This is a genomic window from Pantoea rodasii, assembly GCF_002095465.1.
Lineage (GTDB): Bacteria > Pseudomonadota > Gammaproteobacteria > Enterobacterales > Enterobacteriaceae > Pantoea > Pantoea rodasii.
Genome location: NZ_MLFP01000086.1, coordinates 619397 through 636269, shown reverse-complemented (window position 1 = coordinate 636269; position 16873 = coordinate 619397). Strand labels below are relative to the sequence as shown.

The 16873-nt window shown below is 55.1% G+C and carries 13 protein-coding genes and 4 pseudogenes; 5 read left to right on the top strand and 12 right to left on the bottom strand.

Going from position 1 to position 16873, the window contains the following annotated elements; all coding sequences use genetic code 11:
• The first annotated feature begins 80 nt into the window (after positions 1-80).
• Positions 81-3608, top strand: a pseudogene (nifJ, locus tag HA45_RS26360) (pyruvate:ferredoxin (flavodoxin) oxidoreductase).
• 37 nt (positions 3609-3645) lie between these two features.
• On the opposite strand, the gene HA45_RS26355 reads toward nifJ, so the two are convergent.
• The gene (locus HA45_RS26355) at positions 3646-3846 is read right to left on the bottom strand and encodes a DUF2767 family protein (protein WP_100700587.1); all 201 of its coding nucleotides are present in this window, start codon (positions 3844-3846) and stop codon (positions 3646-3648) included.
• 271 nt (positions 3847-4117) lie between these two features.
• Here HA45_RS26355 and ttcA point away from each other — a divergent pair, with 271 nt between their 5' ends.
• Positions 4118-5053 carry a tRNA 2-thiocytidine(32) synthetase TtcA gene (ttcA, locus tag HA45_RS26350; RefSeq protein WP_100700588.1) on the top strand — a complete coding sequence of 312 codons (936 nt, stop codon included), beginning with the start codon at positions 4118-4120 and terminating at the stop codon, positions 5051-5053.
• A gap of 49 nt (positions 5054-5102) precedes the next feature.
• On the opposite strand, the gene HA45_RS27575 is transcribed toward ttcA, so the two are convergent.
• On the bottom strand, positions 5103-5249 hold the full coding sequence (locus tag HA45_RS27575; protein WP_167390555.1) for a hypothetical protein: 147 nt from the start codon (positions 5247-5249) through the stop codon (positions 5103-5105).
• 146 nt (positions 5250-5395) lie between these two features.
• Here HA45_RS27575 and HA45_RS27570 point away from each other — a divergent pair, with 146 nt between their 5' ends.
• Entirely contained in the window at positions 5396-5533 is a 138-nt protein-coding gene (locus HA45_RS27570) for a hypothetical protein (protein WP_167390556.1), read from the top strand.
• A gap of 23 nt (positions 5534-5556) precedes the next feature.
• On the opposite strand, the gene zntB is transcribed toward HA45_RS27570, so the two are convergent.
• A complete protein-coding gene (gene zntB / locus HA45_RS26345) occupies positions 5557-6540 on the bottom strand; it encodes a zinc transporter ZntB (protein WP_100700589.1) in 984 nt (327 codons plus the stop codon).
• Positions 6541-6752: 212 nt separating this feature from the next.
• The gene (locus HA45_RS26340; RefSeq protein ID WP_100700590.1) at positions 6753-8372 is read right to left on the bottom strand and encodes a peptide ABC transporter substrate-binding protein; all 1620 of its coding nucleotides are present in this window, start codon (positions 8370-8372) and stop codon (positions 6753-6755) included.
• A gap of 209 nt (positions 8373-8581) precedes the next feature.
• On the opposite strand from HA45_RS26340, the gene mpaA reads away from it, so the two are divergent.
• Positions 8582-9295, top strand: a complete 714-nt coding sequence (gene mpaA / locus HA45_RS26335) for a murein tripeptide amidase MpaA (RefSeq protein ID WP_100700591.1) — start codon at positions 8582-8584, stop codon at positions 9293-9295.
• On the opposite strand, the gene ycjG is transcribed toward mpaA, so the two are convergent.
• The gene (gene ycjG / locus HA45_RS26330; RefSeq protein WP_100700592.1) at positions 9264-10250 is read right to left on the bottom strand and encodes an L-Ala-D/L-Glu epimerase; all 987 of its coding nucleotides are present in this window, start codon (positions 10248-10250) and stop codon (positions 9264-9266) included. The genes mpaA and ycjG overlap by 32 nt on opposite strands.
• A gap of 155 nt (positions 10251-10405) precedes the next feature.
• On the opposite strand from ycjG, the pseudogene tpx reads away from it, so the two are divergent.
• A pseudogene (gene tpx, locus HA45_RS26325) lies at positions 10406-10908 on the top strand (thiol peroxidase).
• 73 nt (positions 10909-10981) lie between these two features.
• Here tpx and tyrR read toward each other — a convergent pair.
• The 7 genes and pseudogenes from tyrR to pspA all read right to left on the bottom strand — a co-directional run bounded on the left by tyrR (position 10982) and on the right by pspA (position 16819).
• A pseudogene (tyrR, locus tag HA45_RS26320) lies at positions 10982-12545 on the bottom strand (transcriptional regulator TyrR).
• Between the two features lie 213 nt (positions 12546-12758).
• Positions 12759-13830, bottom strand: a pseudogene (locus HA45_RS26315) (YcjF family protein).
• Positions 13827-15224: a YcjX family GTP-binding protein gene (locus tag HA45_RS26310; RefSeq protein ID WP_100700596.1), complete on the bottom strand. Its 1398-nt coding sequence runs from the start codon at positions 15222-15224 to the stop codon at positions 13827-13829. The pseudogene HA45_RS26315 and the gene HA45_RS26310 overlap by 4 nt, the downstream one beginning before the upstream one ends.
• Positions 15205-15453, bottom strand: coding sequence for a phage shock protein PspD (gene pspD, locus HA45_RS26305; RefSeq protein WP_100700597.1), 249 nt, complete (start codon positions 15451-15453; stop codon positions 15205-15207). Before pspD ends, HA45_RS26310 begins: the two co-directional genes overlap by 20 nt.
• A gap of 57 nt (positions 15454-15510) precedes the next feature.
• Entirely contained in the window at positions 15511-15858 is a 348-nt protein-coding gene (gene pspC, locus HA45_RS26300) for an envelope stress response membrane protein PspC (protein WP_100700598.1), read from the bottom strand.
• Complete coding sequence (gene pspB, locus HA45_RS26295) at positions 15855-16061, bottom strand: envelope stress response membrane protein PspB (RefSeq protein WP_128599120.1); 207 nt, start codon at positions 16059-16061, stop codon at positions 15855-15857. Before pspB ends, pspC begins: the two co-directional genes overlap by 4 nt.
• Positions 16062-16138: 77 nt before the next feature.
• Positions 16139-16819 (bottom strand): phage shock protein PspA, encoded by a 681-nt coding sequence (gene pspA, locus HA45_RS26290; RefSeq protein ID WP_128599119.1) that lies wholly within the window; start codon positions 16817-16819, stop codon positions 16139-16141.
• Positions 16820-16873 lie beyond the last annotated feature (54 nt).

The window sequence follows — 16873 nt, the reverse complement described above, 5'->3', positions numbered from 1 at the left end:
AGTCCGGTTCACACCCTTTGCTAAACTGAATCATTACCCCCGTAAAGTTTCGGGTTTCTCAGCGTAGCAAAGGACGATTTATGATTACCGTCGACGGCAACGGTGCGGTGGCTTCGGTCGCATTTCGCACCAGCGAAGTGATCGCCATTTACCCCATCACGCCCCAGCTCAACCATGGCTGAGTTGGCCGACAGTTGGTCGGGCGAAGGCCGCCGCAATATCTGGGGTGATGTGCCCCGCGTGGTTGAGATGCAGTCTGAAGGCGGTGCGATAGCCACGGTGCATGGCGCGCTGCAAACTGGCGCCCTCTCCACCACGTTCACCTCATCGCAGGGATTGCTGCTGATGATCCCGACGCTGTATAAACTGGCCGGCCAGCTGACGTCATTTGTACTGCACGTTGCCGCACGCACGGTCGCCACACATGCGTTGTCGATTTTTGGCGATCACTCCGATGTCATGGCCGTACGCCAGACGGGCTGCGCACAGTTGTGCGCCTCCAGCGTGCAGGAAGCGCAGGATTTTGCGCTGATTTCGCAAATGGCCTCACTCAATAGCCGTGTGCCGTTTATTCATTTCTTCGACGGTTTCCGGACCTCACATGAAATCAATAAGATCGTGCCCATCAGCGATGAAACCCTGCATGCGCTGATGCCCGCGGCAGCGATCGCAGGCCATCGGGCGCGTGCGTTAACGCCGGATCGCCCGACAATTCGCGGGACTTCCGCTAACCCTGATACCTATTTCCAGTCACGCGAAGCCACTAACCGCTGGTATGACGCCTGCACCGGGCACGTTGAAGATGCGATGGCGGCATTCGGTGCCGATACTGGCCGTCATTATCGTCCGTTTGAGTTTTATGGCCATCCGCAGGCTGAGCGGGTGATTGTGATGATGGGGTCCGGCTGCGGCACAGCGGAAGAAGCCATTGATGCCATGTTGCAGCGTGGCGAGAAAGTGGGCCTGGTAAAAGTACGACTGTATCGGCCGTTTTCTGCTGCACACTTGCTCAGCGCCATTCCGCTGTCGGCAACGCGCATTGCTGTGCTGGACCGCACTAAAGAGCCGGGCGCGCTCGGTGAACCGCTGTTTCTCGATGTGATGACCGCGCTGGCAGAAGCGTTCAGCCGTGGCGAACGCGCCACGCTGCCGAAAGTGATCGGCGGGCGTTACGGTTTATCCTCAAAAGAGTTTGCGCCAGATGCCGTGCTAGCCGTATTCCGCGCTCTGCTGCGCGATCAACCGCCCGCGCGTTTTACCGTGGGTATTTACGATGATGTCACGCACTTATCGCTGCCAATGGAAGCGAATATCGTGCCGAACCGGGCTCGGCTGGAAGCGCTGTTTTATGGACTCGGCAGTGATGGCAGCGTCAGCGCCAGTAAAAATAACCTCAAAATCATCGGCAATGCCACGCCGTGGCACGTGCAGGGCTATTTCGTCTATGACTCGAAAAAAGCCGGCGGCCTGACCGTTTCCCATCTGCGCGTTAGTGAACATCCCATCCAGTCGGCGTATCTGGTGCAACAGGCTGATTTTATTGGCTGTCATCAGCTGCAATTTATCGATAAATATTCGATGCTTGACCCGTTGAAACCGGGCGGCATTTTTCTGCTGAACACGCCTTACGCCGCCGATGAAGTCTGGTCACGGTTGCCGCAGGAAGTGCAGAGCCAGCTCAATGATAAACGGGTGCGGTTTTATGTCATCAACGCAGCGCGTATCGCGCGCGAATGCCAGTTAGGTGCACGCATTAATACCGTGATGCAAATGGCTTTCTTCCAGTTGACGCAGATTTTGCCTGGCGATAGTGCGCTGACAGCGCTGCAAAATGCCATATCCCGCAGTTACAGCAGCAAAGGCGAAGCGCTGGTGCAGCGCAACTGGCAAGCACTGGCGATGGCCCAGCAGGCACTGGAAGCGGTGCCGCTGCAGCCAGTTGACCAGCGCAGTCCGCACCGTCCACCGGTGGTATCCGACAGCGCGCCCGATTTCGTCAAACCGTGACTGCGGCGATGCTGGCTGGACTGGGAGATAAATTGCCGGTATCGGCGCTGCCGCCGGATGGTACCTGGCCCGTTGGCACGACTCAGTGGGAAAAACGCAACATCGCGGAAGCGATTCCGATCTGGCAACCGGACCTGTGCACTCAATGCAACCATTGCGTCGCGGCCTGCCCGCATTCGGCGATTCGCGCCAAAGTCGTGATGCCCGAGGCGTTGCAATCCGCTCCCGACTCGCTTGCTTCACTGGACGTCAAATCGCGTGATATGCGCGGCCAGAAGTATGTGTTGCAGGTGGCACCTGAAGATTGCACCGGCTGTAATCTCTGCGTGGAAGTCTGCCCGGCCAGCGATCGACAAGATCCCGATATAAAAGCCATCAATATGCGGTCTCGCCTTGAGCATGTTGAGACCGAAAAAGTCAATTACGATGCGTTTCTTGCCCTGCCGGAAATCACGGCGGAGCAGCTGGAGCGGATTGATATCCGCACTTCGCAACTGATCACCCCGCTGTTTGAGTATTCCGGTGCCTGTTCCGGCTGTGGAGAAACGCCGTATATCAAATTGTTGACGCAGCTGTATGGCGATCGGCTGTTAATTGCCAATGCCACTGGCTGCTCATCAATTTATAGCGGGAATCTTCCTTCCACGCCTTACACCACCAATGCCGAGGGCCGGGGCCCGGCGTGGGCCAACTCGCTGTTTGAAGACAATGCCGAATTTGGTCTTGGCTTCCGCTTAAGTGTTGATCAGCAGAAGCAGCGTGCGCTGCGCCTGCTGGAGCAGTACGCGTCACAGTTACCACCTTCGCTAGTCGAAGCGCTTAAAGGTGACAACGTCACCACATCGCAGCGACGGCAACACATCGCCGAACTGCGCGAGCGGCTGAAAACGGCTTCAGAGCCAGATGCTGATGCATTGCATGACGTGGCTGATGCGATGGTAGAGAAGTCCGTTTGGCTGATTGGCGGGGACGGTTGGGCCTATGATATTGGCTACGGCGGGCTGGATCATGTCATGAGCATGAATGAGAACGTCAACGTGCTGGTGCTCGACACCCAGTGCTATTCCAATACCGGCGGGCAGGCGTCCAAAGCCACCCCGCTGGGTGCAGTCACGAAATTTGGCGAGCACGGAAAACGTAAAGCACGTAAAGACCTGGGCATGGCGACTTTGTTGTACGGGCACGTGTATGTGGCGCAAATCTCGCTGGGTGCGCAGTTGAATCAAACCGTGAAAGCGATTCAGGAAGCGGAAGCGTGGCCTGGACCTTCGCTGATCATTGCCTACAGCCCGTGTGAAGAACACGGCTACGACCTGGCTTACAGTCATGAGCAGATGCGATTGTTAACCACCAGTGGATTCTGGCCGCTGTATCGCTATGACCCTCGTCGTGCAGAACAAGGTAAAGCGGCACTGGCGCTGGATTCTCGTCCGCCAACCTCTGTGCTGGAAGAGGCATTGATGAACGAGCAGCGTTTCCGTCAGTTGCAAACCCGTGATCCGGAAACGGCTACGCAGCTTTGGCACGATGCAACGGAAGCCGCCAATCAGCGCTATCAGCGACTGGCGGAAATGGCCGGTAAAGCAGAGAAAAGTGACTAGATGAATCAAGCCCGGCGCGCTGGCCGGGCTTGAGGATTTAACAGGGCTGAAGCTGAACAATTGCCATCTCAACCGCGCGATTGGGTGAACCGGTTAATTCCCGATAGCGCAGTTGCAGATTACGCAATTCCGTCGCTACCACCTCTTTTTCTGTTGCTGATCCACGTTGCGCCAGCTCGAGATAACATTGCCCGACTAGCCGGCACGCTTCTTCAAAAACCATGTCGTACGTTTGCATCTGCCTCTCCTCACCTTTAGAAACTAAAAAAAACACTTTCTCCATCCTGTCAGGCGCGGATGCGCACAATCTTTACCCAGATTAATAAATGGCCAGATTGTTCTGGCAAAGTGTGCGGTTTTATCGCAGGAAAGCGTGAAAAGAGATCACATCAGACTGGCATTCGCGTGCGCAATCCGTACCATACGCACTCATGTCATAGGGGTTTATTGCCGCTGAAGCTTTATTCAGCCGCCAACGGCCCTTGCCTTCACTCTCAAGCGTGAAAATAATGTCCGAAAATCAAGAAGTAACGAAAAAAGATCAATACAACCTGAACAAACTTCAGAAGCGTTTGCGTCGCAACGTTGGCGAAGCGATTGCTGACTACAACATGATTGAAGAAGGCGACCGCATCATGGTTTGCCTGTCCGGTGGTAAAGACAGCTACACCATGTTGGAAATTTTGCGCAATCTGCAGAAGAGTGCGCCGGTAAACTTTTCGCTGGTGGCGGTCAACCTTGACCAAAAACAGCCGGGTTTTCCTGCTCATATTCTGCCCGCCTACCTTGATGACTTAGGCGTTGAGTACCACATCGTTACCGAAGATACCTACTCGATCGTCAAAGATAAGATCCCTGAAGGCAAAACCACCTGCTCGCTCTGTTCGCGTCTGCGTCGCGGTATTCTTTATCGCACCGCTACCGAACTGGGTTGTACTAAAATTGCCCTTGGACATCATCGCGACGACATCCTGCAGACCCTGTTCCTGAACATGTTCTACGGCGGCAAGATGAAAGGCATGCCACCGAAACTGATGAGCGATGATGGTAAACACATCGTCATTCGTCCGCTGGCCTATTGCCGTGAGAAAGACATCATCCGCTTTGCTGAAGCGCGCCAGTATCCGATCATTCCGTGCAACCTGTGTGGTTCACAGCCGAACCTGCAGCGCCAGGTCGTGGCCGATATGCTGCGCGACTGGGATAAACGTTATCCGGGACGAATCGAGACCATGTTCAGCGCGATGCAGAACATTGTGCCTTCGCATATGGCGGACATTAATTTGTTCGACTTTAAAGGCATTCAGCACGGCGACGACGTGGTGAACGGCGGCGATATTGGTTTTGATCGTGAAACCTTGCCCATGCAACCCGCCGGCTGGCAGCCCGAAGAAGAAGACGCGCCACAACTGAATGTGCGACTGGATGTACTGGAAATAAAGTAACGCCTATCATGCAAAAAAGGCGCAGCGCTTCGGCTCTGCGCCTTTTTTATTAGCGGTGAGGAGGCGGATCGCTAATCGGTGGAAATTCAGGATCGTGCGGCGGATCGGGTTGTGGAATCGGTTGTGGATGGGGAATCGGTTCAGGAATCGGTGGCGGATCGGTTGGGATAGGTTCACTGGCAATGATTGATTGCATGCCCTGCTCCTTGTTGCTGAATGTCTTATAAGCATAGGAAAGGAAACGCGGCCAAGCCAAGCGGGCAAAAAAAAGCCGGCGGATTAGCCGGCGTTGTACGAATCAAATGTGCTATGCAGTAATTCTAAAAAAGGAAGTAAGACAATATGGAGCGCAACGCCCATCGCTTGACGTTGCATTCACCTGCGAGAGAGATTTTGCCCCTGTTAGGCGATCCACTTATTGATATCGATCAGGTTTTTTCCGCTTTTTTACCGGCAGCACCTTATTTAACAGCGGTTTAACGCTTTATAACGTAGTACTTACATTACAACCAGTTGCGCCGCTTGAGCCAGATCGCCACGCCCGCGACCATCGCCAGCAGCAACACGCAGAACGCGGTAAACCCCAGCGGCCAGCTGCCTCCGGGAATACCGCCAAGGTTGACGCCAAACAATCCGGTCAGGAAGGTAGCAGGCAGGAAAATCATAGCCATGAGCGACATGGTATACGTACGGCGGTTCATCGATTCTGCCAGCAAAGACGCGACTTCATCGGCCAAAATGCCGGTTCGTGCTACACCTGCATTGAGGTCATCCAGTCCGCGTCCCAAACGGTCCGCAACGTCCTGCATACGACGACGGTCGTCATCGTTCATCCACGGCAGCTTTTCACTTGCCAGACGGGCATAAACATCACGCTGCGGCGCCATATAACGGCGCATCACAATCAGCTGCTTACGCAGCAGCGCTAACTCGCCGCGCGCCGGGACCTGCTGATCCATCAACGCATCTTCCAGCTCGATAATTTTGTCGTGCATCTCTTCAATGAACTCACTGGCGTGATCGGTCAGCGCATCGCAGACATCCACCAGCCAGCTGCCGCCATCGACCGGGCCGTTGCCGTTCTGCAAATCGGCCAGCACTTCATCAATGGCATACACTTTGCGACGGCGGGTCGAGACGATCAGCTTATCGTTGATAAATACCCGCATCGCCACCAGCTGGTCAGGGCGGGAATCGGCGTTGTGATTGACGCTGCGCAGCACAATCATAAAGCCGTCGCCTAAACGGGTAACGCGAGGACGCATACTGTCGCCCGCCAGCGCATCGCGCACGGAATCCGGGATCAGTGGCGTGTTTTGCAGCCAGTCGGCACTTTGACGTTGGGTGTAATTGAGATGCAACCAGCAGGGACGTTCACAGTTGATGACATCTTTATCTTCGATCGGGATCACCCCGCCTTTGCCATCCAACTGGCAGGCGATAATTGCATCCGAAACTTTTAGCGCTTTTCCTTCAATGACGTTCACGTACTCGCCTCACTATTAAAATCAATACGATACAGTCTAGCGTGACGCAGGCGAGTTGCAATCATCAGGCTGTGAGCAAAAATGACAAGGAAGCGGTTAGCGCCAGGGAAATGTGAGCAGTCGCGGTGCAATGGAATGCGCCTTCCTCACCCGTTGAACCGGGTAATGAGCACGTACTCAATCGCGCCGCTCTGCTGATTGATGCGGTTAAATCAATGCTTTTCGATCCACAGTTCGCGGCTGTACGCGACATCTTCCGGGTTCGTGATCGGATAACCTTTCACAAACGGTTTGATCAAACGCCCGTTGGTGTATTGGTAGATCGGGGCGATCGGCGCCTGATCGGCAATGATCTGTTCTGCTTTGTTGTAATCAGTGTTGCGCGCTGCCACGTTGGTTTCCATGCTGGCTTTGTTTAGCACGGCATCGTAATCAGCGCTGTGGAAACGGGCGATGTTGCCGGTGTGGGTTGAAGTCAGCAGGCTAAGGAAGGTTGAGGGTTCATTGTAATCGCCAACCCATGAAGCACGAATCACATCAAAGCTGCCGCTGTTACGGCTGTCGATGTAGGTCTTCCACTCCTGATTTTGCAGCGTCACCTCAACGCCGAGGTTCTTTTTCCACATGGATGCCACCGCAATCGCAATCTTTTGATGGCTTTCAGAGGTGTTATACAGCAGCGTCAGATGGAGGGGTTTGCCCGGACCATAGCCGGCAGAGGTTAACAGTGCTTTGGCCTGTGCATTTAACTCTTGCTGACTGTGCTGCTGGAGATAACTTTGCTGCGGCGTGAAACCCGCGGTGACATCTGGGGTGAAATGCCAGGCTGGTTTTTCCCCGGTTCCCAACACTTTCTCAGCGATGATGCGGCGATCGATACTCCACGACAGCGCTTTACGCACGCGCACGTCGGCGGTCGGCCCTTTTTCAGTATTGAATGCGTAGTAATAGGTGCCTAACTGATCCGGGGTGTAAACCTGGCCCGGCAGATCTTTTTTCAGCAGCGCATACATGTTTTTCGGGAAGGATTCGGTGATATCAATGTCACCCGCGCGATAGCGTTTGGTGGCGCTGGACTCTTCGTTGATAGGGATAAAAGTGACTTTGGTCAGGACGGAATGACTGTCATCCCAGTAATGCTTGTTGCGCACTAATACAATTTTTTCGTTTACCACGCGGTCCTGTAGTTGATAGGCACCGTTGCCCACCAGTTTACCCGGCGCCGTCCAGCCATCAGGATTTTGCTCAATCACCTTTTGCGGCACGGGATACATGGCCGCATTGGCCACCATACTCGGGAACCACGGCACAGGACGTGACAGCGTCACTTTAAGATGTGTTGCATCTGTGGCGGTAACACCGAGTTTATCGGCGCTCATCTGCCCTTTGGTGATCGCATCTGCATTTTCAATGCCACTGAGTGCGGCGAACCAGGCAAACGGCGAACTGTTTTTAGGCTCGACCAGACGCTGCCAGCTGTAGACAAAATCCTGGGCTGTCACCGGCTCGCCGTTTGACCAGCGCGCATCTTTGCGTAAGGTGAAAATCCAGGTTTTGTTGTCGTTGCTGTGCCAGCTTTCAGCCACGCCCGGCACAATTTTGCCGTGTGCGTCCTGATTGGTCAGCCCTTCGAACAGATCGCGCATGACCTGAATTTCTGGCAGGCCCACCGCTTTCATCGGATCCAGCGAGGCGGGTTCGTCTTTGATATGGCGAACAATTTCCTGTGTCGGCGCTAACTGTGCGCCCGCTGGCACATTTGCGGCAAACACCGGTGAGAAAATACCAGCAATCATTACGGCGGCCAGCGTCTTGCGGAAAGTTAATTTCATCACCACTCCTTAACCCAAAAAATGGCGACTGCGAAGAGGTCTGCGTCGCCAGCGACTGGGGTGACTCTATCGCAAATTGCTGATTGATATATAGCTATTTCCCTGCCCACTGTTTACCGTTATGTTGAGGCTGAATTGTCGGTCACATTTTTTTGCCTGAACAACCATCCATTTCAGGCGCTTCTTGCACGATTTCAGAGAGGAATGTCATGTCGTCACACCATCCACGTCCGCTGCGCGGCAAACTCGACGCAGTCTGGCAACAATATGGCCAATCGGTACTGGGCGCGCCGCTACTGTGGTTTCCTGCCCCGGCGGCCGATGCCGATAGTGGGCTGATTATTGCCGGAACACATGGTGATGAGAACGCCGCCGTGGCCACGTTATCGGGCGCAATGCGTACGTTACCCGAGTCGCTGCGCCGCCATCATGTGGTGTTAGCCGTGAATCCTGATGGTTGTCAGCTCGGGCTGCGCGCCAATGCGAATGGCGTCGATCTCAATCGCAATTTCCCGGCGGCCAACTGGCAAAATGGCGATACGGTTTATCGCTGGAACAGCGCAGCGGATGAGCGCGATGTGGTGCTCTCTACCGGCACCAGTCCCGCGTCCGAGCCGGAAACCCGTGCGCTGTGTCAGCTTATCCACCAGATTAAACCGCGTTGGGTGGTCACATGGCATGAACCTTTGGCCTGTATCGACGATCCGCATCACAGTGCATTGGCACAATGGCTGGCGGCACAAACGCAATTACCGGTCGTGAGCAGCGTGGGCTACGCCACGCCGGGATCTTTTGGCAGCTGGTGCGACGATTTCGGCTTACTCTGTATTACCGCCGAGATGCCGCCGATTTCGGTAGACGAAGCCACTGAGGTGTATCTGGAGGCGATGATTAATCTGCTGCGCTGGCAGCCGCAGGCTTAAGCACGCCGTGGGAGAAATGCAGCGACGGCTCTACATCGGCAGCCAGCCAGGTTGGGCCGTCAAGATCGGCAAATTTTGCGATCGGTGTCAGCGGTAACGCCGCACGGATCGCGCGCGAAGTACACAGCATACAGCCAAGCATCACAGCAAACCCTTGCTGACGCGCCTCTTTTGCCAGCGCCAGGGCCTCCGTTAATCCGCCGGTTTTATCCAGCTTGATATTCACCATCTCATAGCGCCCTTTTAACTGCGGCAACTGATCACGGGTATGACAACTCTCGTCAGCGCAGATGGGCAATGGATGCACAAAGTTCTCCAGCGCGGCGTCTTCTGCTGCAGGCAGCGGTTGCTCCAGCATGGCGACGTTGAGATCCGCCAGCAATTGGCAGCGTGCCGCCAGCCCCTCTGCGTGCCAGGACTCATTGGCATCGACAATCAAAGTGGCTTCGGGAACGGCGGTGCGAACCGCCACCAGGCGCTCACTGATCAGGTGGTTATCGAGTTTGATTTTCAGCAGAGTGGCGCCGTGCTGCCACAGCGCCAGCGCACTGCTGGCCATGGCGTCTGGCGTATCAATACTGATGGTGTGCGCAGTGGCAATCTCCTCCGCCAGCTGTACGTCACACAGGGCCTGCAACGTTTTGCCCTGCTGCTGACGCTCCAGGTCCCACAAGGCACAGTCCAGGGCATTCCGCGCGGCACCCGCAGGTAATGCCTGCTGTAACGCTGTACGCGTCATGCCATTTTGTATAGCGGGCAGTTGACCCGCGATTTGTTGCATCACCGAGGCTTCACTCTCACCATAGCGCGCATAAGGGGTGGCTTCACCTACCCCTTTGATGCCGTCCTGCTCAATTTCCACCACCACCACCTGCGCTTCCGTCCGGCTGCCGCGTGAAATAACAAATGGCGAATGCAGCGGCCAGGCTTCCGGATAACTCTTCACTGTTCTCATTATTTCTCCTTAAATCCGTGGCTTAATTGCGAAGCGGCTGGTTTATCGCGACGAAATGCTCTCGTAAACCCTTCAAAATTATGTCATAAACAAACGCTATATCTGCTCTGGCAGGCAAATTGCCAGACTTTTTTCATCGCTTAAAAGGAAATCGTATGTCTCAGAATGTTCACTTTCAGGGTAATCCCGTCCCGGTTGCTGGTCACTTCCCGCAGGCTGGCGAACAAGCTAAACCTTTTAGCCTGGTTGCTAAAGACCTGAGTGACGTCTCCCTCTCTAAGTATGCAGGTAAACGTAAAGTCTGAACATTTTCCCAAGTATTGATACCGGCGTATGTGCGGCATCAGTGCGCAAATTCAACGAGCGTTCAGGCGAAGCGGATAACACCATCGTGCTGTGCATCTCTGCTGACCTGCCGTTCGCGCAGTCTCGTTTCTGTGGCGCGGAAAACGTCAGCAATGTCGTGACGCTGTCAGCGCTGCGTGGTGCAGAATTCAAAGAAGATTACGGTGTGGCAATTGCTGATGGCCCACTGAAAGGCCTGACTGCACGTGCTGTAGTGGTGCTGGATGAAAACGACAACGTGATTTACAGCGAACTGGTGAATGAAATCACCGAAGAGCCTAACTACGATGCCGCGTTAGCTGCACTGAAGTAAGCCGTATTGTGATGTGATAAGGGCGCACTCTGACTGAGTGCGCCCTTTTTAATGCGATGAGTGCAAGCCAGCTTTATTCGCTTTCGCCACGCTTCTGCCCTAAACCGTATTCACGCAATTTATTGGCAATGGCGGTGTGAGAAACGCCGAGACGCTTCGCCAGTTTACGCGTGCTGGGATAGGACAAATAGAGGCGCGTCAGCACCGAGCGCTCAAAGCGGCTGGTAATATCATCCAACGATCCTTCCATCGCTTCCTCGCCCAGCGTTACATCCAGCGCCTGCTCTGGCAGGATAATGTCCTGAGGGCGTAACTCGTAGCCTTCCAACTGCGTCAGGGCGCGATAAAGAGCATTTTTCAGCTGCCGCACGTTGCCCGGCCAGTTATAGCGCGTCAGGAACGGTGCCAGCTGTGATGACAGACGCGGACGCGGTAGCCCTTGCTCATCGGCAAAACGCGCCACAAACATCTCGGTAAGAGGAAGAATGTCCAGCGGGCGTTCGCGCAGCGGCGGCAGATTAAGCGTTAGCACGTTGAGGCGGTAAAACAGATCTTCGCGGAATTCACCGCGCTGCACCAGCTCAATCAGGTTCTTCTGCGTCGCACAGATCACGCGCACATCGACATGCACTTCGTGTTCTTCACCCACGCGGCGGAACGTGCCATCGTTGAGAAAACGCAGCAGTTTCGTCTGCATGCTCGGCGACATCTCACCGATCTCATCCAGCAGCACTGAGCCACCGTTAGCTTGTTCGAAGAAACCTTTCTTCCCTTCCAACGCATTGGGATACGCGCCCGCAGCGTGACCAAACAGCTCGCTTTCCGCCACATCATCGGGCAAGGAAGCGCAGTTCAGCGCCAGGAATGGCTTTTACCCCGAGCGCTGCGCAGATGACAGGCACGCGCCAGCATGTCTTTTCCGGTACCGGTGTCCCCGACGATCAGCAGCGGCGCATCATGCATGGCTAACTTACGTGCCTGATCGACAACCTGACGCATTTTCGGCGTGACGGCGACGATGTGGTCGAACTCAGACTCGTCGGTCACAGTAAGATTTTGCAGTTGCCGTCCCATGCGCGCGGTGGATTTCAGGGTAATCATCGCGCCAACAGGTTGATCGCTCTGCCCTTCTTCCTCGGCCAGATAAATCGGACGAGCTTCCATCAAAAATCGCGCCCGTGGATCACCACGTGCTGCGCCTGCGCCTCGACGCGTTCGTTTTCGATCCAACGCTGGAAGTTAAAACCGTTAATCAGCGTGGCGGCGTTTTGGTTACGCAGCTTTTGCTCGTCCAAATTAAACAGGTTTTGTGCAGCCGGGTTCGCGAGTTCAACCTTGCATTTAAGATCGATCGAGAACACCGGTTCCGGCATGGCGATCAGCAATGCGCTCAACGCACGATGTTCGCGTTCAGAGGGCATGTAGCTGACAGTGCGCACATCTGTCACGCCAGGTGTACGACGAATTTCCGCCATCAGGGTGCTGAAGGATTCAAATTCCAGTGCAGAAAAGTTGAGATAGATGCGACCGAGCGGCGCAATTTCAATACCGCGCAGGTCGATGTTGCGCGCAACCAGCAGGTCGAGTAGCTCGCGCGCCAGACCGATGCGGTCCTGGCAGAAAACTTCCAAACGCATTGCGATGAGCCTTAGTCAGGTTTTGATTTTAATGATAATACGCTAACTTGCAGCGCCTCAGAAGGGGGCTGTCATGAAAAGTTGACAGTTTGAGGCAGGTGACGCGAAGAAGTGTAACGGAACAACCCGCAGTAATCCCGCCAAATATCACCTTTAACAAAGATAATGTCACCTTTCGCGCCTGTGGCAGCGCGAAAGGTGAACAAAGGGAGTTTATTTAGCAGCCTGCCCTGGTTTATCCCCACTCTTAGACAGGGATTCTTTTAGCTGTGTAAGCAGCTCACGGCGAAAATCGCCCAGACGTGGCTTGTCATCTTCCAGCCACGGCAGCGGACGACACAGCTCCATGGCTTTGATGCCAAGGCGCGCCGTGAGCAAGCCGGCGCCAATCCCCTGTGCGGCACGTGCTGAAAGTCGTGCTGCGATATCCTGTGACACCCAATCCATCCCCACTTCGCGCACCAGTTCAGACGCGCCCGCAAACGCCATGTTCAACAACACCAAACGAAACAGGCGGATACGGCTGAAATAACCCAGCTCGATACCATAAATCGCGGCGATGCGATTCACCAGTCGCAGATTGCGCCAGGCGATAAAGGCCATGTCCACCAGCGCCAGCGGACTCACGGCGATCATCAAGGTGGATTCCGCGGCATGGCGGCTGATTTCGCGATGCGCCTGACGATCCAGCACCGGTTGCACCAGCTGCGCGTAGAGCATCACTATTTCACGGTCGTTATGGGTTTCATGCAGTGCGGCATGCCAGCGCTGCAGGGCCGGGTGTGCCTGATCAAGTTGCGCCTGCTGCGCCAGTTTTCGCAAAACGCACGCCCTTTACCCACACCATGGCTACGCAGCAGTTCCCGGCCAATATCACGCTCTTCAGCGCGCTGGCGCAGTCGGTACAGACGACGCCATTCACCGATCAACGCGCCGGCACCCGCAAACACAATCAGACCACCCGCAACGCCGGTGCCGAGTGAAAACCAGTCTTGGGTGATCCAGGCATCATGTAGCCACTGCACGCCCTGCGCGACCACGCTGACGCCGAAGATGGCCAGCCCAGCGCCCACCATTTTTCGCCATAAGCTCCGTTTTGGCCGCAGCGCAGCCTCCACCACTTTTTCGCCCTCACCCTCTTCAAGCGGTTCGCTTTCAGCAGTTGCAAGGAAGGCGTTCTCGGCTTCGGCGCTAAACGTTTGTGCCGCGCGCAGTTTTTTTGCGCTTCGGCTTCTAAGGGATGGGCAAAATCAATGCGCGGTTTCAATGGGGTTTCGTCGCTCATCGCAATTTATCTCCAAGTAAAAATTCCAGCGCAGCATCCATGCGAATGTGCGGCAGCGGCCGATCGATATCCAACTGCTGCGGCCGGAACTGTTCAAACTGAAATCCCTGCTGTTGCCAGAAGCTGTGTCCAGGCAAGCGCGGCGGCACTTCGCCGGGATAAAAAGTCAGCGCTTCGCCATCGTTGAGTCGATGACCCCGCAATGCAGGCAGCTTTTCGCCACGATGATCGACCAACCCGCTTTCGGTCGCCTGTACTGAGGCCAGCCCCATGCAATCCATGCTGATACCTTCGAATGCGGCGTTTTGCCACGCATCCTGCACCAGCTGTTGCAACAGTGACACCATATTAGCGTGCTGATCGGCGGTCACGTGATCGGCCTTGGTGGCAGCAAATAACAGCTTATCGATCACCGGTGAAAACAGACGACGGAACAGCGTGCGCTGGCCGTAATGGAAGCTTTGCATCAACTGTGTCAGCGCCAGACGCATATCATTGAACGCCTGCGGCCCGCTATTCAGCGGTTGTAGACAGTCCACCAGCACAATCTGGCGATCAAAACGCAGAAAATAGTTTTTATAGAAGCCTTTTACTACGTGCTGACAGTAATAGTTAAAGCGTTGCTGTAGCACCGCAAAGTTACTGCCCGCCGGGGCCTGCAGCAGTTTATTCGCGTGAATCTCATCCACCTGCGGCCACGGGAAAAATTGCAGCGCCGGTGCGCCTGCCATATCACCCGGCAACACAAAACGCCCCGGCTGGATAAAATGCAGTCCTTCGGTTTTGCACTGATGCAAGTAATCTGTCCAGGCGGCGGCCACGTCAGCCAGACGATTTTCATCCGCGGGCGCAAAGGGATCAAGATCCTGCGCCAGATTCTGCCAGCGCGCGGCCCACTGCTGGCGATCTCCTTGCAGCAAGCCCATCATCTGTCGTGACCAGCTGAGATAATCCTGCGCCAGCATCGGTAAATCGAGCAGCCACTCCCCCGGATAATCGACAATTTCCAGATACAGGGTGGCGGTGTCTTTAAAATGGCGAAGCAGCGATTGCTCGGGACGATAGCGCAGCGCAAGGCGCATTTCACTGACGCCACGCGTTGGCGTCGGCCAGACGGGAGGCGTGCCGTAAAGCTGCGCTAGCCCCTCATCGTAGGTGAAACGCGGCGTACCCAACTCACGCTGCGGGACGCGTTTAACACCGAGCAATCGCTCTTCGCGCACCACGGAAAACAGCGGCAATCGGGCGCCGCTGTGCACATTGAGAAGCTGGTTAACCAGCGAAGTGATAAAAGCGGTTTTCCCGCTACGGCTCAGGCCGGTTACCGCAAGGCGCAGATGGCGGTCAACCCCGCGATTCATCAACGCCGACAATTCATTTTGCAGTCTTTTCATCGTTCTCCCTGACGAATCGTGCTGACAGACGTTTGAACGCCTTGCTCAGCAGCGGTTCGAGGGCGGCCGCCAGCAACAGGCGCAGCGGACGGCGCGCCACCGATTTTACTGCCCAGCCAGCTAAACCGCCGGGCCCATAAGTTACTGCACTGATGATGATGAATTTCCCCGCCGACTTCAACGCAGGCGTTGCGCGACGGCGCAGAGCAGTAAAACGCTGATTGTGCATGTCCACCTCTTAAGAATTAGCCGAGAAGCGGACCCGCTGCCGGGTCCGGGGAGAAAATCAGATTTGACGGAAGCGACTGCGCACGCTGAAGGTTTCCGAGGTGACATAACGTTCAATGTCACGCACATTACGCTCATCGCCGCGCAACGATGTTTCCAGTTCATCCAGCAGATCACGCGCGGTCGGTGCGCGCTGGTCGGGTGCATCAGCCGGTTTTTCATCCAGCACAAAGCCGAGAATAAAATAGGCCACTACGGTAAACATAAACAGCCCAAAGAACAGCGACAGCACCACGATGACGCGCAGCAGACGCACGGGAATATCAAGATATTCGGCGAAGCCAGCGCAGACGCCGCGCACTTTGCCCTGCTGTGGAATACGCCACAATTTGCGGCCATTCATCATGGTTGCCTCCAGTTCGGATGCTCAGCATCAAGAATCGCTTCCAATGCTTCAACGCGTTCACGCATACGGCGCGCCTCTTGCGTCAGCTGTTGCAGACGCTGCATCTCGCTGGACGACAGTTCCGCGCCGCCGTTGCGTTTGTTGCTGTAGTGCAGCCATAACCAGATCGGTGCCACAAATAGCACGAAGATCGTCAGGGGTATGGCGAGAAAAGTGCGCTCATTGACTCTCCTTAATCATTAACGTTGGCGCGGGGCTCAGCGTTGAGCCCCTGCTACCGTCACTCGCTGCGGTTCATTTTGGCTTTCAGCGCGGCCAGCTGCTGGCTGATTTCGTCGTCCGCTTTCAGCTCGGCAAATTCCTGGTCGAGGCCTTTAGGCTTACCAAAACGTTGGCTTTCCGCTTCTGCTTCCATGTGATCGATACGGCGTTCAAAAGATTCGAAGCGCGCCATGGCATCATCCAGCTTGCCGCTGTCCAATTGACGACGCACATCGCGTGAAGAAGAGGCCGCCTGATGACGCAGCGTTAAAGCCTGCTGACGTGCGCGGGTTTCGCTGAGTTTCTTCTCCAACTCACCAATCTCACCCTTCATGCGCTCCAGCGTCTCTTCAACCTGCGTAGACTCTTGCTGCAGTGAGGCAATCAAATCGGTCAGTTTTTGTTTTTCGATCAGCGCAGAGCGGGCGAGATCTTCTTTCTCTTTACTGATGGCCAGCTCGGCTTTTTCCTGCCATTCCGCTTGCTGAATTTCAGCCTGCTCGATTCGGCGCAGCAGTTGTTTTCTTTCTGCCAATGCGCGTGCCGAAGTAGAACGAACTTCCACCAGCGTGTCTTCCATTTCCTGAATCATCAGGCGTACCAGTTTCTGCGGATCTTCGGCGCGCTCCAGCAGGGAATTGATGTTAGCGTTCACGATGTCGGCGAAACGAGAAAAATACCCATAATGATGTTCCTCTATTTGTCATGTGGTTGTGCGGTACAGGATTTCTTAATACAAACGCCGTGCCAACTT

What these genes read in the sequence shown, in the direction of transcription:
- pspC (WP_100700598.1), bottom strand. Translation starts at nt 15,858, where the DNA reads ATGATGAATGGCCGCAAATTGTGGCGTATTCCACAGCAGGGCAAAGTG.
- HA45_RS26355 (WP_100700587.1), bottom strand. Translation starts at nt 3,846, where the DNA reads ATGCAAACGTACGACATGGTTTTTGAAGAAGCGTGCCGGCTAGTCGGG.
- HA45_RS26310 (WP_100700596.1), bottom strand. Translation starts at nt 15,224, where the DNA reads ATGAAAAGACTGCAAAATGAATTGTCGGCGTTGATGAATCGCGGGGTT.
- mpaA (WP_100700591.1), top strand. Translation starts at nt 8,582, where the DNA reads ATGTCGTCACACCATCCACGTCCGCTGCGCGGCAAACTCGACGCAGTC.
- ttcA (WP_100700588.1), top strand. Translation starts at nt 4,118, where the DNA reads ATGTCCGAAAATCAAGAAGTAACGAAAAAAGATCAATACAACCTGAAC.
- HA45_RS27570 (WP_167390556.1), top strand. Translation starts at nt 5,396, where the DNA reads ATGGAGCGCAACGCCCATCGCTTGACGTTGCATTCACCTGCGAGAGAG.
- ycjG (WP_100700592.1), bottom strand. Translation starts at nt 10,250, where the DNA reads ATGAGAACAGTGAAGAGTTATCCGGAAGCCTGGCCGCTGCATTCGCCA.
- HA45_RS27575 (WP_167390555.1), bottom strand. Translation starts at nt 5,249, where the DNA reads ATGCAATCAATCATTGCCAGTGAACCTATCCCAACCGATCCGCCACCG.
- HA45_RS26340 (WP_100700590.1), bottom strand. Translation starts at nt 8,372, where the DNA reads ATGAAATTAACTTTCCGCAAGACGCTGGCCGCCGTAATGATTGCTGGT.
- pspD (WP_100700597.1), bottom strand. Translation starts at nt 15,453, where the DNA reads ATGCACAATCAGCGTTTTACTGCTCTGCGCCGTCGCGCAACGCCTGCG.